This window comes from Candidatus Zixiibacteriota bacterium (assembly GCA_040752595.1).
GTDB lineage: Bacteria > Zixibacteria > MSB-5A5 > WJJR01 > WJJR01 > JACQFV01.
On record JBFMGX010000005.1, the window covers coordinates 156,903 to 172,580 of the forward strand.

15 protein-coding genes are annotated in these 15,678 nt (G+C 62.1%); 1 reads left to right on the top strand and 14 read right to left on the bottom strand.

What is annotated here, in order from left to right:
• Positions 1–176: 176 nt before the first annotated feature.
• The 14 genes from nuoK to AB1792_03060 form a co-directional block, all read right to left on the bottom strand.
• The gene (gene nuoK / locus AB1792_02995; protein MEW5701179.1) at positions 177–485 is read right to left on the bottom strand and encodes an NADH-quinone oxidoreductase subunit NuoK; all 309 of its coding nucleotides are present in this window, start codon (positions 483–485) and stop codon (positions 177–179) included.
• A 2-nt stretch (positions 486–487) separates the two neighbouring features.
• On the bottom strand, positions 488–1,003 hold the full coding sequence (locus AB1792_03000) for an NADH-quinone oxidoreductase subunit J (protein ID MEW5701180.1): 516 nt from the start codon (positions 1,001–1,003) through the stop codon (positions 488–490).
• Between the two features lie 185 nt (positions 1,004–1,188).
• On the bottom strand, positions 1,189–2,658 hold the full coding sequence (locus AB1792_03005; protein ID MEW5701181.1) for a T9SS type A sorting domain-containing protein: 1,470 nt from the start codon (positions 2,656–2,658) through the stop codon (positions 1,189–1,191).
• A 510-nt stretch (positions 2,659–3,168) separates the two neighbouring features.
• The gene (locus AB1792_03010) at positions 3,169–5,496 is read right to left on the bottom strand and encodes a DEAD/DEAH box helicase (GenBank protein MEW5701182.1); all 2,328 of its coding nucleotides are present in this window, start codon (positions 5,494–5,496) and stop codon (positions 3,169–3,171) included.
• A 306-nt stretch (positions 5,497–5,802) separates the two neighbouring features.
• Entirely contained in the window at positions 5,803–6,345 is a 543-nt protein-coding gene (locus tag AB1792_03015; protein MEW5701183.1) for an archaemetzincin family Zn-dependent metalloprotease, read from the bottom strand.
• A gap of 33 nt (positions 6,346–6,378) precedes the next feature.
• Complete coding sequence (locus AB1792_03020) at positions 6,379–6,558, bottom strand: hypothetical protein (protein MEW5701184.1); 180 nt, start codon at positions 6,556–6,558, stop codon at positions 6,379–6,381.
• Between the two features lie 234 nt (positions 6,559–6,792).
• Positions 6,793–7,788: an ROK family protein gene (locus AB1792_03025; GenBank protein ID MEW5701185.1), complete on the bottom strand. Its 996-nt coding sequence runs from the start codon at positions 7,786–7,788 to the stop codon at positions 6,793–6,795.
• A 173-nt stretch (positions 7,789–7,961) separates the two neighbouring features.
• Entirely contained in the window at positions 7,962–9,194 is a 1,233-nt protein-coding gene (locus AB1792_03030) for a pyridoxal phosphate-dependent aminotransferase (GenBank protein ID MEW5701186.1), read from the bottom strand.
• A 185-nt stretch (positions 9,195–9,379) separates the two neighbouring features.
• Positions 9,380–10,024: an HAD family hydrolase gene (locus AB1792_03035; protein MEW5701187.1), complete on the bottom strand. Its 645-nt coding sequence runs from the start codon at positions 10,022–10,024 to the stop codon at positions 9,380–9,382.
• The gene (locus tag AB1792_03040) at positions 10,021–11,046 is read right to left on the bottom strand and encodes a glycosyltransferase family 9 protein (GenBank protein ID MEW5701188.1); all 1,026 of its coding nucleotides are present in this window, start codon (positions 11,044–11,046) and stop codon (positions 10,021–10,023) included. Before AB1792_03040 ends, AB1792_03035 begins: the two co-directional genes overlap by 4 nt.
• A gap of 27 nt (positions 11,047–11,073) precedes the next feature.
• On the bottom strand, positions 11,074–11,856 hold the full coding sequence (locus AB1792_03045; protein ID MEW5701189.1) for an undecaprenyl-diphosphate phosphatase: 783 nt from the start codon (positions 11,854–11,856) through the stop codon (positions 11,074–11,076).
• Between the two features lie 31 nt (positions 11,857–11,887).
• Entirely contained in the window at positions 11,888–12,520 is a 633-nt protein-coding gene (locus AB1792_03050; protein ID MEW5701190.1) for a hypothetical protein, read from the bottom strand.
• 142 nt (positions 12,521–12,662) lie between these two features.
• The gene (locus tag AB1792_03055) at positions 12,663–13,385 is read right to left on the bottom strand and encodes a ZIP family metal transporter (protein ID MEW5701191.1); all 723 of its coding nucleotides are present in this window, start codon (positions 13,383–13,385) and stop codon (positions 12,663–12,665) included.
• A gap of 145 nt (positions 13,386–13,530) precedes the next feature.
• Positions 13,531–13,920, bottom strand: coding sequence for a response regulator (locus AB1792_03060; GenBank protein ID MEW5701192.1), 390 nt, complete (start codon positions 13,918–13,920; stop codon positions 13,531–13,533).
• Positions 13,921–14,259: 339 nt separating this feature from the next.
• Between AB1792_03060 and rlmN the strand changes: the two genes are divergently transcribed.
• On the top strand, positions 14,260–15,288 hold the full coding sequence (gene rlmN, locus AB1792_03065) for a 23S rRNA (adenine(2503)-C(2))-methyltransferase RlmN (protein MEW5701193.1): 1,029 nt from the start codon (positions 14,260–14,262) through the stop codon (positions 15,286–15,288).
• Positions 15,289–15,678: the final 390 nt, after the last annotated feature.

Sequence of the window (15,678 nt, forward strand, 5' to 3'; positions counted from 1 at the left end):
CCCATTGGGCTGAAGTACGGAGAATCCTGTCATTCTGAACCCCGACGCTCTTTGGCGGGGTGAAGAATCTGCTGTTTCTTCTATAGGGGAGGAAAGCAGATGCTTCGCTTCGCTCAGCATGACAACTCTATCCTCTCACGGCACTTGAGATGCATCGACCAGACAACGAGGGCGATTCATCCCTTCAATAGATTCAATCCATCGATATTGATCGAACCCTTGCGTCGATAGACCGCCACGAGGATCGCCAACCCGACCGACGCTTCCGCTGCCGCCACGGTCAAGACGAAGAAGACCATCAACTGCCCGCCCATGTCGCCATACACGCGCGAAAACACGACCAGGAGCAGATTAGCGGCATTCAGCATCAGTTCGACGCTCATCAGCGTGACGATCGCATTGCGGTTGATCAGCACGCCGATGACACCGATGACAAAGAGGATACCCGCCAAGACGAGGTAGTGTTCGAGGGGGACCGGCAGCATGTCTATGCCTCCTCCGGGTCATTCGGCGCCTTGGCGCGTGTGACGACCACCGCCGCCAGCGCCGCCGCCAGAAGCAGAAGCGAGGTCAACTCGAAGGCAAAGAGATAGTCGCCGAACAGGGCGCGTCCCACCGATTGCACGCTGCCGAGCTCCGGCGTGGCCGCCTCCACCCGGGCGGTCGAGCCGCCAAAGACGATGATCAACTCCGCCAAGAGCACCGCCCCCGCCAGCGATCCCAAAAACAGCACGCCGGGTAACGGGTCGGGTCCGAACTCATCGCGTCGCAGATTGAGCATCATGACGACGAAGAGAAACAGCACCATGATCGCGCCGGCGTAGATGATGATCTGCAGCGCCGCGATGAACTCCGCCGACAATTGCAGGAAGAGAACCGCCAGCGCCACCAGCGTGATAATCAGGTGCAAGACCGCGGCCACCGGGCTGCGCAGCGTGATGACCCGCAACGCCGCCACCACCGCGACGATCGCTGCCACCCAGAAGACGATCAGATTTCCCACAAGAGACTCTCGTCACAATCCCGGAGACAACGTCACGCCATTCCCCGGCGCCAAGACCGTGAAAGTATGGACCCGCCTCCCGGACCAGTCAACAGCGAAATGCCCCACCCCCAAGGCACGAAAGCACCCGTGCGGACAAGGCGCTTCAGCCCCTTGCGACAACGTCGAGTTGTGCCGGAGTTCGGCTATTTCAGCAGGACGATTTTGACAGTCGCAGACCGACGGGCCGCCATCAGCCGCGCGAAATACACACCCGATGGGACCGAGTGACCGTTGGCATCGGTGCCGTCCCAGACAATGCCTGAAGCCGCATTGAGAGCAGATGGATCGAACTCCCGCACCCGTTGGCCGAGGATGTTGAAGATCTCCAGCCGTGACGGTTCGATGGCATCGCTCCAGGAGAGACGGACGGCGGAGTTGAAGGGATTGGGGACGGCATTGAGGGCGAGGTCCACATCAGGCACGGGACTCTGTTCATTCTCCCTGACCGCAGTGTATGCGTCCGGCATCCACACATAGAGCGTCGAATCGGCGACATAGAACATGTCACGCTTGCCGGGGATGAGAAGAGGCCCGGTGTGGAGTTCAGCCCTCGGCATGTCCTTAAGCGTGTCGGTCACCGATCCTGTCAGTGGATCGCGGATTTCCCATGCGGCGGAACCTGCCAATGGGAGGATCAAGTCATCCTGAGCGTCACCTGTGATGTCGTACGCGGTCACACCCAGATACCTCCCCACTCCTCCCCCGCACATTGAACAGTTTACGAGAGTCTGAAGCCATGCCGACCGGCCATCCGAGTAGCAGGCGCGGACGTACTCCTCTGCGCCGGCACCGTCTCCGCTCATGGAATATACATAGAACACGAGGATTGGCTCCCCATTCCCTCCTGAGGAGAGAAACACATCAGCCGAGCGCAGGCCCCATAGCATAAAGGGGAGTTGAAGATGTATCTGGCGAGCAGGCAGATCAATCGCGACTTCCTCACTCCAGTGATTATCGACGACGCGCAGTGATTGCTCGTACCACCCCCACTCTCCGGCCCCAGTTGTGTGGCTGAAATACCCGTTGCTTTCGTAGACTGCAAGATGAGAGCCCCCTGAATCAGGGAAACCCTCCACTCGGAGAACGCGCCCAAGCCCACCGGGTATGCGCCCATGCTCCAAGCCGTTCCACATTCCGTACACACTCCACTGACGCGAGTTACCGGATTGACAGGAGATCAGCGGAAGCCCACCCGAGCCGAACGTGTCGCAACTATACGATCCGGTATACCTCAACCAGCCGACCAACGGCTCTCCCGTACTGTCACTGCCCCAAACAATGACGGCCACTGGGGCGTATTCCTGCGTCCATAGGAGCGAATCGAGGCCACGCCGAGGGTCATAGTAACGCATGGATTGCGCGGCCCTGTATGCGTATTCCAAGGTGCCATCCCCGTTCCAGTCGCCGACGCCCCACTGGTCGCCGACAACAGGCAATTCCCGTGGTCCATCCACCCACCGCATGAAGCTGGGATCGAAGACGCCCACGCGTGTCGGTGTCCCCGACACCGTGATCGCCAACTCCCACGTGCCATCATCATCGACATCGACAGGGAACCATGCTGCAACGGGATAGCCCAGCTCGACACGCGCAAAACCGCGATCGTTCGGCAAGAATCTCAACCCGCAGGAGATACAATTGCGCGTCCACGGTGGCGCCGTCCGTGCTGGGTCGAAGCGGATGATTCGATCTTCTATGGGTGGCGTCCAAACTGGTTGGGTACGTATGGTCGGTCCCACCGGCTCGGGGACCCATGCGACGGACACAGCAATACCGGCTGCCGTCAACGCGAGTACCGCAATTGCCGTCCGAACAGAACCTCGCATAGCCACATCCTCCAGTCCAGAGGTGCGCGGCGAAGGGGCACGTCCAACAGTAATCTGCGGGATTATGTCGTTTTGTCAACTGTGTATTCGAGCCTGGGAGCACCGCGTCAATTGTCGGATCGAATCGCTTCTGTCACCCCGAACGGAGTGAGGGGTCTGCTGTTCAAACGGAAGAGCCAGAAGCAGATGCCTCACTTCGTTCGGCATGACGGGGGCAGGCCGGTCCTAGTAGCACGAGTGATTCCCTCACTCGATCCGCCTACGGCGGATCGACCTCTCCCGGAGGGAGAGGTTAGATCAATCAATCCCGCCTTCGTGGCGGTCCAACTGCGCCACCGGTTCGAGAGTGCGGCGCGTCATCGACAGGTCGGCGGTGGCGGCGGCGAAACGGAGGAGCGCTGATGCGCCCTGTTTGCCATGCTCGCCGACTTCCATCTCGGGACCGACACAGGAGGGGCAACCGGTCTGACAGGGACACTCGGTGATCAGACGCGCTGTCTCGGTGAACAGCTCGCCGGCCATCTCGAAGATCTTCTGCGAGAAGCCGACGCCGCCGGGGATGTTGTCATAGAGGTAGATTGTCGGTAAACCAGAGTGCGGCGCCCGCACCTGCGAGAACGCGCCCAAATCGCGCGGGTCGGACATCACCCACAAGGGCGCCATCTGCCCCAAGGCATTGGCGGCGGCACGGAGAATTTCGCCAGTGTGTCCCGGAAGGAAGCCGAGCTTGACGGCGACATCGGCATCGAAATCGATCCAAAACGCCGTCGTGTGCATCTCCTGCTCGGGGAGATTGATCTTCCCGGAGCCGACATTCTCATGCGTGTGGAAACGAATCTTCTTGTAGAGTACCGCCATGGTGGTCAAGGCGACATCACCGTGGCCCAAACGAGCATCGGGCGTCTGGCGCGACTTCTCGACGGTCAGAATCTTCAGATCGGTCTTGGTCTCGGCGTCAGTAAAGTAGTCGACGTCGACTTCCTTGACATAAGCGCGACGTCCCTCCCAGTCGAGTTCCTCAACCTGATACTGCTCGGCGCCGTGCAGGTAGATCGCCTCGAGATGCAAAAAGACCGGCGCGGCGAAGAAGTCGACCTCGCCGATGACGCGATTGTTGTCGGTGCGATTGTGAATCACGAAGTTTTCCGGCGACGCCGAGCGCAACGACACTTCGCCGGCGGGGTATATCTCCGAGGTCCAGAAGTACCGCCCCGAGGATTGTGTGAGGACGCGGTTCTTCTCCAGATACTCCAGAAGCGGCGCGGTCAGATCGACGCCGAACGGTTCATCGGCGCCGAAGGGAAGCTCAAAGGCCGCGCACTTGAGATGCGACATCAGCACAACAAGATTCGTCGGATCGACGATTCCTGATTCGACACTGCGTCCCAACAGATACTCGGGATGACGCATCAGGAATTGGTCGACCGGCGACGAATTGGCCACCAGGATCGCCGCCGACATCCCGGAGCGCCGTCCGGCGCGTCCGATCTGCTGCCGCATCGAGGCGATCTTCCCCGGATATCCGGTGAGAATCGCCACATCGAGCGCGCCGACATCAATCCCCAATTCGAGCGCATTGGTCGAGACCACGCCCTTGACGGAGCCGCGTCGCAGCCCTTCCTCGATGCCGCGGCGTTCATTCGGGAGATACCCGCCACGATACCCTTCGACGAGGTTGGGGTTATGTCCGCGTTGCTTCAGATATTCGCGCAGGTAGGTCAGAATCACCTCCACCGAACGGCGCATGCGGGCAAAGACAATCGTGGAGATGCCGTGGCTGAGAAACTCGGTCGCCAGCTTGTTGGCCACCGAGAGCGACGAACGGCGGATGCCCAGCGCGGGATTGACGATCGGTGGGTTGTAGAGGATGACGTGTTTCTCAGCGGTCGGGGCGCCGTTCTTGTCGATCACAACGAACGTGCGTCCGGTGATTTTCTCCGCCAGTTCACCGGGATTGTGGATGGTCGCCGAGCATGATATGAACTGCGGATCGGAATTGTAGAATGATGCCACACGCAACAGCCGTCGGATCACATTCCCCAGATGCGAACCGAAGACGCCCCGATAGTGATGCAGCTCATCAATGACGACAAACCGGAGATTCTCGAAGAGCTTCACCCACTTGGTGTGATGCGGCAGAATCCCCGCATGCAGCATGTCGGGATTGGTGATGACGATCTGCCCGGCGATGCGCACCGCCCGGCGCGCGGTCGAGGGCGTGTCGCCATCGAAGGTGTGCGTCTTGATGTCGACGCCGAGACGCGCGGTCAAATCGAGCAACTCTGCCTTCTGATCCTGCGCCAGTGCCTTGGTGGGGAACAGATACAACGCCCGGGCCGTTGGGTCCTTCAGAATTGCATCCAGCACTGGTAGATTATAGCACAGTGTCTTGCCCGATGCGGTCGGGGTGACGACGACGAGATTCTGCTTCTGCGCAGCAACTTCCGCCGCTTCGGCCTGATGACGATAGAGCCGCGCGATCCCGCCTTGCCGATATGCGGCGACGAGACGCGCATCAATCGTGTCCGGAAAACCACGGTATTCCCCGTCCGAAGCGGGGATTGTGTGCCAGTGCTCGACCAAAGGGTCGTCGCGCAGGCGATCGAGGATCTGTTCGAGGGTCATGGAGACGGCCTATGGTCGCGGATTGCGGTGCGCGTGAATCGACGGCGACCACCTGTGTGGTAACCAGTGGGCCGCCTGTCGTCCATCATTTTCTTGGCCGTCCGCACAGGTCGGCCCGGATTGCGTGTCGCCGGACCAGAGTGGTGGACAAGGGGCTTATGCCCTTGTTTGCCGCTGGGGTTATTCGAGCACGGCAGGCCGTGCCCCTACGGACAAAATCCAACATGCGTGGCCGCGATCTGTGATCGCGGCTCCGCGGAGCGGGACGATCAGACACAGACCGCGATCGGAGATCGCGGCCACACGTCACACACCCTGCCGCACCAGTCGTCGCTGGCAATTGTCGCAGAACTTTTCCGCCTTGGCGTCGGTGTCGCGCATCGAGACAGACTGGTACATCACGCAGCGCGGGTTGTGACAGACCACCAGATGGTGCAACTGCCCGATCACGTGGATCGCCTCCTTCAGGGCCCGGGAGTAGATCTGCTTGTCGTCCTCCCCCATGCCATAGAATTCCTGCCTCAGGCGATAGAACGACACCACCGCGCATCCCGACTGCGGGTCGGCCTCGCCATACACGAAGGGGTGTGTCGGCATGTAGAGGTCTTCCTCGGTGATGCCGAGGATCTTCTCGGTGTCGTTCTGGCGCAGCAATTCGAGCTTGGCCAGGATCACAGTGGAGTAATACTGGCCGCGCTCCTCGCTTTCGGCCTCATCGGGGAGTTCCATCCCCTGCAGGATGTCGACCCCCGACGAGAAGACGACCGACAAATTGGCGGCCAGCTTGTTGATCTGGTAGAAATCCAGATCGCCAAGCGGGACCACGATGATCTTGCCGCGTGATTTCATCTTCACCCGTGTGGCTGGGCCGGGAGACGACGGTCAGGAGGCCTGAAAGAACCGACTCTCCGAGCCGTCGGGGCGAATCTCGATCGTCATCCTACCGGCGCATTTCGGGCAGTACGCCACGTACGCGGTCTTCAGCGCGTTCAGATACGCCCGCACATAGACACGACAGCACTTGAAGTACACACCGACAAATTCGCGCCGGACCCGCCCCACTTCGGAATCCTAAATGACGCTTCCCATTGAATCAACCTCTTTAACAGGGCCGCAGAGCGCTGGAAAAGCCAGGGTATTGTCATTTTGAGCCGCGCCGCCCTATGGCGGGGCGAAGAACCTGCTGTTGTCCTTACGAAGACAAACAGCAGATCCTTCACTTCATCTTGCCCGCTGACGCGGGCAAGATTCGTTCAGGATGACAGTGTTGGGCGTTCCATGCCTATCCTACGTTCCTCACTGCCTTACCCACAACGCCCCCAGCGCCGCCGCGCCGATGAACCCGGCATCGTTGCCCAACGCCGCTTTGCCGACTCGGAGGGTTTTCCCTTCGGCGGAAAAGGCATGGACATGTATCCGCCCGGCGACCTGACTCAACCAGAATCCGGACGTGTCCGCGTCGGCCAGACCGCCGCCGATGATCAGCGCTTCGGGATCGAAGAGATTGACCGCGCTGAGAATCCCCATCGCCAGTTCATGGGCTGAAGCCGTGAGCAGGGCGCGCGCATCCTGATCGCCCGACGTGAAGGCCTCAAACACCGCCGCCACGGTCATGATGCCGCCATCGCGACGCCGCAGGCGTGCGAGAGTACCCGCCGGCGCATCGTCGGCAGCGCCATTCGCCTTGCGCACGACGGCATTGGCGGAGGCGTACAGCTCGAGGCAGCCGTGATTGCCACAGGGACACCGCGGGCCATGCCAGTCGATGGTGACATGCCCCAGCTCGGCCCCGTTGCCGTTCGGGCCAGAGAAGATGTGGCCATCGACGATGAACCCGCTGCCGATCCCGGAACCGACGGTAATACAGATCAGGTTGTCGATCCCGCGCCCGGCACCATAGCAGTGCTCCGCCCATGCGGCGCAGTTGGCATCGTTGTCGATCGCGGTCGGCAACTCGGTCGCGCGTTGGACGACATCAACCAGATTCACACCGATGATCGTGGTCAGATTCGGCGTCGGCGGCTGGACGACGTGCGTGCGGGGATTGATCGTCCCCGGCGAGCCGATCCCGATCGACACCGGCCTGTGCCCGGCCTGTGCCGCCCAGTCGATCATCGCCCGCGCACAATCGACGATCCCATCCAGCGTCGCGGCCTGACCTTCGTTGCCTCGTGTGGGTGCACGGTCGGAAAAGAGGATGTGCCCCTCCGGGTCAATCGCGCCGTACTTGACCCAAGTCCCGCCGATGTCGATGCCGAGATGGATGTTCATTTCGGGTGGGGCGGGCGTCACCCGCCATCAGGGGGCCAAAGGCCCCTGCCTACTAATGTGAGTTCAGGAGGCCAGACATTCCTGTCTGGCCGGACAGGCAGGAATGCCTGTCCTCCTAACGGTCGCGCGAGTTCTGAGCCGCAAGCAGGCATTCGCAGCCCTCAACGAACGATGGAACTCAGTCGAAGAGAATATCAACACCGCCCCGGATACGCCTGCAACGCCGCCGCCAGCACTGTCATCGCTTTGTCCAGTTCCGGTTTCTCCAGAACATAGGCAATCCGCGCTTCGTTCAGACCTTTCCCCGGTGAGGCGTAGAACCCCGCCCCTGGCGCCAGCATCACGGTTTGCCCGTCATGAACGAAATCGGTGAGCATCCACTGGCAGAAACGATCGGCGTCATCGATCGGCAGCGTGGCCATGAGATAGAAGGCCCCCGACGGTTTCTCGCAGTGGACGCCGGGGATCTTGACCAGACGATCGTAGAGCAGATCGCGGCGCCCCTGATACTCGGCGGCCAGATGGGCATAGTAGTCGGGGCCCAAGTCCATCAACTTCGCAGCGGCGATCTGCTCGATCGTGGCGGTGCACAGCCGCGCCTGCCCCAGCCGCAAGACCCCGGCGATGATCGCCTCATTGCGCGAGATCAATGCCCCGATGCGCGCTCCGCAGGCAGAAAAACGCTTCGAGATCGAGTCGAGCATGATCACCCGCTGCCCGACCTGCGGGAACTGCCAGATTGAGGTGTGCGGCGCGCCATAACAGAACTCGCGGTAGACCTCATCCGATAGGATGTACAGGTTGTGCGCCTCGGCGATCTGCACGACGGTGGCGATCTCGTCGCGTGTGAGCACGGTCCCGGTCGGGTTGTTGGGGGAACAGATCAGGATGGCGCGCGTCCGGGAATCGATGGCAGCTTCGATCTGACTCCGCGCCGGCAGACAGTATCCCCGCCTGGGGTCGGCCGCAATCGGCCGCAGCTCGACATTGACCATCAGACCCAGCGAGTAGTAGTTGGTGTAGAACGGCTCGGAGACGATGACATTGTCCCCCGGGTCGCAGGTCAACACGAAGGCGAAGACGATCGCCTCAGAGCCGCCGGTCGTGATTTGGATCTGCTCGGTCGTGATGTCCAGCCCCTTGGCGACATAGTAGCGCGACCACGCCTTGAGGAGATCGGCGTGCCCCTGGGAATTCCCATAGGCCAACACCGGCGCCTGGAAATCCCGGATGGCCGCGAAGAACTCCGGCGGCGTGGGAACATCCGGCTGACCGATGTTGAGATGATAGACCTTAATCCCGCGTTTCTTCGCCTCGTCCGCGTAGACGGTCAACTTGCGAATGGGCGACGGCGGCACGCGCTTGCCCCGGCTCGACACTGGCGCCTGTGGACCGACATCGGTCTTGATCGGAGTGGAAACACTCATGGACGCCCTCCTGATGGTCGGCGATGCCCCTCCAACACAGTGTACGTGCCGTCAGGGGTCAGCGTCAACAAGGGGCGGACAAGGCGTCCCTTCGCCATGACAAAATCCAGCTCTACTGGGCACACTTTTTGGGATTGCGGGCCGCTCACGAGCGGCCCCTACGAAGAACACGCCCCGGCGGCGGGTCAGTTGTCGGGGGGGGGGGGGGGGGGCCCGCCCGGGGGGCTCGCGAGCGACCCGTCTGTGGACCGCCCAGCATGTCGACCCCACCATTCGACAGCAGCGCGCAGATCGGCCGCGACATACGCCGGGACCAGCGACAATGGCAGGAGCTTCTGCTCTTCGACACCGTATCCGGTCAGGACCAGCATGCCGGGGATGCCGACCGCCTGCGCCAGGGCCACATCGCAGACACGGTCACCGACAACGAACGAAGCGGCCAGATCGATGGGGAATTCGCGACAGGCCTGCTCGATCATCCCCGGCGCGGGCTTGCGACATGTGCACGCGGACGCGGGGTCGGGTGCCGTGTCGTCGGCATAGTGCGGGCAGTAATAGATGTGGTCGATGCGGGCGCCACGCCGGGCAAACTCATCGACGACCCGTCGATTGACCGCCTCGACGGCCTCGGGTTCATAGTACCCGCGCGCCACGCCCGACTGATTCGACACGCCGATCACCCAGTAGCCCCAAGCGTTCAATTGTCGTACGGCCTCGGCGGCACCGGGCAACAACGCCACGCGATCCGGCGCACCCAGAAAGCCATACTCCACGATGAGCGTGCCATCGCGGTCCAGAAACGCCGCGGGACGTGACCCGTCGGAGATCATCGCGATGCCACCTCGGGGCCGGAGGCCAGATGGGGAGCGATTGTCCGGCCAATCTTGCCCATGTCGAGTTCCTCGAAGCAGAAGCGACGCTCACGATAGCATGGCGCCTTCCCATGGCGATGGCAGGGGGAACACCATGTGCCCGCATGAAACGCGGCCGACCCCGGCCCCAGCGGTGCGAAGCCGAGGGAGGGATGTGTGGGACCGAAGAGCCCAAACGTCGGCACGCCGAGGGCGGCGGCCACATGCATCAATCCGGAATCGGAGCTTGCGAAGGCCGACAATGCCGCGATCTCCACCATCGCGTCACGAAGCGAAAGACCGCAGCGGGACGCAAAGTCGATCGCGGGAATCCTCTCCCCCAGCGCCGCCATGAATGGCTCGATGTCCCTGCGATCCGATTCCATGCCGAAGATGCGCACGGCATCCAGGCTGCCCGGCTCCAGCCCAAGCACGAGCCGTGCCCATTGCTCCGGGGGGACGGCCTTGGTCGGATGTCGCGCCCCCCAGCCGATCCCGAGCGCCCGCGGCCATTTCTGGCGCAGCGCATGGGCACATTCCTGTTCGCCGGCCGACAGGCAGAGTCGCGGTTTGCCGGCCAAGGGTGGGCCGCCGGGAAACCGCACCGCCTCGAGGTAACCCGCCAACGTCGACAGCGGTCGCTCCAGCCCGCGCTTGCGCCAGACCATGCCCAAACGACGGGAGAACTGCTTATCCACCTTCGTGACCAGGCGGCTCTTGACGCGGCGGTTCAGGGACCCTGAGCGCCATGAACGGTGCAGGTCGATCACGCGGTCGAAGACGACCCCGCTCCACTGCGCCGTGAACGAACGCCATCCCTGACGATGGTCATAGCCGGCCACGGTCAAGGGGAGATCGTAGTGATCGTAGAGAACGGCGTACTCGGCCTTTGTGGCCAGAACGACTTGCGCCTCGGGGTGCGCCCTCACCAGGGCACGCACGGCCGCACCGGCGAGCACGACATCGCCCAGCGATGAGAAGCGGATGACGAGAATGAGCATGCTGCGGCTGTGCCCACTCCATGGCCGCTATATCAGCAAAACGGACAGGAAGCCGACCAGCAGACAATAGACCCCGAACCACGCGAAGCGACCGCGCTGCAGCGTAGCGAAGACCGTTCGCAACGCCACCAGACCGGTCAACGCCGCGACAATGGCACCGATCAGATGCGCCGAACCCAGACTCCCCGTTCCCCACGCATCCTTCAATCCCAGGATCGCGGCGCCGCCGACGGCGGGAATCGAGAGCAGAAACGAGAATTCGGCCGCTTTGGCCGGCGCGACGCCGAGCATGCACCCAGTGGCGATGGTCGACCCCGAGCGCGACACGCCGGGGAGAATGGCCACGGCTTGGGCGCAGCCGATCCACCAGGCGCGGCCACCACCGACATCAAGGTGACCGACAGGAAAGAGCTTCATCACCAACAGCAATACGCCCGTCACCATCAGGAGCGCGGCGCCCATGCGCGGCGCCGCGAAGACCGCTTCGATCTGGGTCTTGAACAAGAGACCGATGATTCCGGCCGGGATCGAGCCGATCACGAGCAGGAGCAGCAGACGCCTCGCTGCGCGCGGCGACGCGGCCGGGCGCGGGCGACCAAGCAAACCCAAGAACAGATCGGCAAGCTGCCGATGGAAGTAGATCAAGACGGCCAGCAACGTGCCGACGTGCACGGCGATGTCGAAGGTGAGCATGTCGGACGGTAACCCGATCCAGTGCTCGACCAGCACCAGGTGGCCGGAACTGGAGACGGGTAGGAATTCGGTCAGTCCCTGCACCGCGCCGAGAAGGATCGCATCCCAAGTCGTCATGAGGTGCAAAGATAGCAGGTGCGACGGGCGCTCAGAGCTTGAAATTCAAACCGATAATGATCCCCAACTCATCGTCGAGCACGACCTCTCCCAGCACGTCGATCAGATCAGTGATCTCCCATTTCAACCCTGCCTGCGCGCCGATCTGAAACTCGGTCTCGCTGGCACCGTTCGACACCGACTCCATGCGCATGTTGACGGCGCCATAGGGACTCAGGTACCCGCCGTTGGACACCGTGTAGTCCCGGGAAATCACCACCGACCCACCCAACTGAAGAAGCGTGGCACCACCGTACGAGAAGAACCCGACACGCGGTCCCAGTCCCAGATCGAACGGGTCGCGACTGGCGGCCGACATTACTGTGAATTTCAGGTCTCCCCCGAATCCAACACCCACGTCGCCGCCGCCGTCGGGATCGACGACGCCGAACTGCAACCCGCCGTCGCCCTGGGAGAAGAGACCGCGTCGGTACTGACCGAAGAAGCCCGTGGAGTTCTCAAAGACCCCGAGAAAGCCGCCGATGTCCTGTGTGCCGCGGTCCAAGGGCCGGGCGGTCGAGACCTGCCCAAAGAGCGATTGCGCTTCCGCCCGCTGTGAATGTCCGGCACCGAGACCTATTCCAACAGCCATGCCGATGACCGTCCAATGTCTCCATTTGGCCACGTGACCCCTCCTTAGCATCAGCGATTGTGCTCCCGTTTCCATACCAGCGTTGTACGGCGCTGGGACGCCGCAGTTTCCTGCGCGGCAGATCATCACGGACGGATACCGCTTGGTCCACCATGGCCCGTCTGGCCCTCAAACGTCAATGTCCAAGCATCCAATGGGCCAAGTAGAACGCCGCCACCCCGGCCACGACGCCCAACGGGGCCAACGGCGTCCGACGCCTGTTCACCTCCGGCAGCAGATCGGTGGCCGCCACATAGATCAACGAACCGGCGGAAATCCCCAAGGCGGGACCGATCCATCCCCGCGACGGCAACACGCTGTACAGGAGGCCTCCCACCACGCACGCCACCCCCAGGATCAGACCGGCCCGGAGTGCGGCCCTCCGTGTCCCGCCGGTGGCGCTCACGATCGATGCGGCCGTGAATCCACTGGGGATCTTGTGCCAGACCATGGCCAGGAATACAAGCCAGCCCAGACGCAGATCGGTTTGCATGGCGACGACAATGGCAATCCCATCGACCACGGAATGCACGCCCAACCCCAGGGTGGCCGCAATCCCGACTTGGGCCCTCAACCCGGCGTGCGTCTCCTGTCCATAGTGAAAGTGCGTCGTGAACACGTGTTCAAACATATGGACGATCAGAAATCCGGCCAGCACCCAAGCCGCGGCCCATGGGGTATGCTCTTGGGCTCTGGGGAACATATCCACCAGCGCCACCGCCAGCATGAATCCCGCGCCCGTTCCCAACAGCAGACGCAATGCCTGATCTTCCCAGCGACTGCGTAGGAGGAAGAACCCGGCACCGGCCAGATTGGAGAGTGCGGCTGCGATCAGAAAGATGAGAGTGTGAGCATCCATATGGCTGGTTGCCTCGCGGCACGATAACGCCGTCATGCATCCGCGGCAACTGGTAACGCACGACCCTGTCGAGGGAAAGGCACAAAACGAAGCGGCGCGCGGCACCGGGAAGGGCCACGCGCCAGACAGTACGCGATGAAGCGCTCTAACGACTCACGGAGAGGAGCACGATCTTCACGATGTCCAAGAGCCGCTCGCAGGAGAACGGCTTCTTCACGAACAGGTTTCCCCCGGCCCGGAAGCTCCGTCCCTGATCATCGCTGGCGTCCTTCCCGGTCAGAAACACGACCGGAATATCCGCCGTCGCCGGTTGCTTCTTCAGCGCCGCGCACACGTCGTACCCATCCATCTCCGGCATCATGATGTCGAGTAGTATGATGTCGGGCTTCCACTCCCGGGCTCGCTTGATCGCTCCCGCCGACGTGTTCTCGACGGCCACATCGTAGCCGGCGGTCGTCAGAAAAGCATCGACGATCTCGGTGATCCCCGGCTCGTCGTCTACAACCAGAACCTTGGCATTCATGTCTCGGAACATGATGGCTGCCCCCGTACAGTCTCTCTTTGTGTTGTCGACCCCAGAGCCCTGCGACTTGATTTCAGTCCGAATATGCGCGCGGAGGCCGCCGCTCACCGAGAGCCAAGCAGCGCCAGCAACGCATTGCGAGACAATTGGTTGCCGAATCGTGCGCGCGACCACAACCGGCACCATGTTCTGCTACAATTGTTGTCCGATTTCCAACCTGCCCTTGGCCACGTTCGTACTCCCTCCTCGCAGAAGGCGCTTCGCTCGGGGGACCGATTGCCGTAGAATGGGCTGCCCGCAGAGCAACCGGGCGACGGTGTTGACAGATGATCGAGGAGTAATCTGACGCGCATGAATCTGCTCGGCCAGCCCCTCCCGACATTGATCGAAGCGATGGCTTCGCTCGGTGAACCTCCCCATCGCGCCCGGCAATTGGTGCGCTGGATCTACCGTAGACGGATCTTCGACTTTGCCGCCATGACCGATCTGTCCGCGGCATTGCGACGTCGCCTCTCCGACCGATTCGAAATCGCCATGCCGTCGCCCGCCGCGCACCAGATCGCGACTGATGGAACTGAGAAACTCCTCTTCCGCGACGATGACAGCGTGTGGGAGGCCGTGTTGATGCGCGATGGCCCCAGACGGACGGTTTGTGTGTCGACCCAATCGGGGTGCGGGCTGGGTTGCCGGTTTTGCGCGACCGCGACTTTGGGATTCGGACGGAACCTCTCACCCGGCGAGATCATTGGTCAGATCATCACCTCCGGTCAACTCCTCCCCGCTGGTGAACGGGTGACCAACGTCGTCTTCATGGGTATGGGTGAGCCGTTGCAGAACTTCGACGCGGTCAAGACGGTGTTGGACCTGATCGCCGCCGACTGGGGATTGGACATCTCGCATCGGCGCACTACGGTATCGACCGTCGGACTGGTTCCAGAGATTCACCGTTGGGCCGAAGAGAAGATCAAAGCCAACCTGGCCATCTCGCTGTCCGCCGCCGATGATGAACTGCGCTCGCGCCTGATGCCGATCAACCGCAAGTGGCCGCTGGCCGCGCTCAAGGAGGCGGCCATCGCCGTGACACGCGCCACCGGTCGAAGAATCACATTCGAGTACATCCTCATTGATGGTGTGAATGACTCCATCGCCGACGCGAAGAAACTGGTCCGCTTCGTGCATGGGATCCCCTGCAAGATCAACCTGATTCGCTTCCACCCGCATCCCGGCTCGGAGTTCCGCCGCCCGTCCGAGGAGCGAGTGATCGCCTTCCGCGACTATCTCTATCCCCGTTGCCCCGCAGTCAATGTCCGCAAGTCATTCGGCCTCGACATCGCCGCCGCCTGCGGACAATTGGCGGGACAGATGACTCCTGTGGCGTAGGGTGCGTGCTCTGCACGCACCGGCAGCGGGCTGAAGCCCGCTGTCCTCGAAGCGAAGGTATTCGTGGACAGGGGGCTTTCAGCCCCCTGCGATGCCCTTGGGCGACGGGTGCCATGCACAAGCCCGCCGGCCGACGGCCGGAGAGCTTGTGCGTGCCATGGCATCCGACGGCGGGACACGCACAAACGAGTTTGTGCGTGGCACCCGCGTGTAGGGTGCGTTCTTTGCAAGCACCATGGTTGTGCAAGGAGGACAGACATTCCTGGGCCTGTTGAAGAACCCCCTACTTCATCCCCACAAAGGAGAACCGCGGAGCCGGTTCTGTCATGGGACGTCGCCGCCACGTTTTTCTTGTGCGGGTCACGCGTATGGACGCGCTGAGGCGCTGTG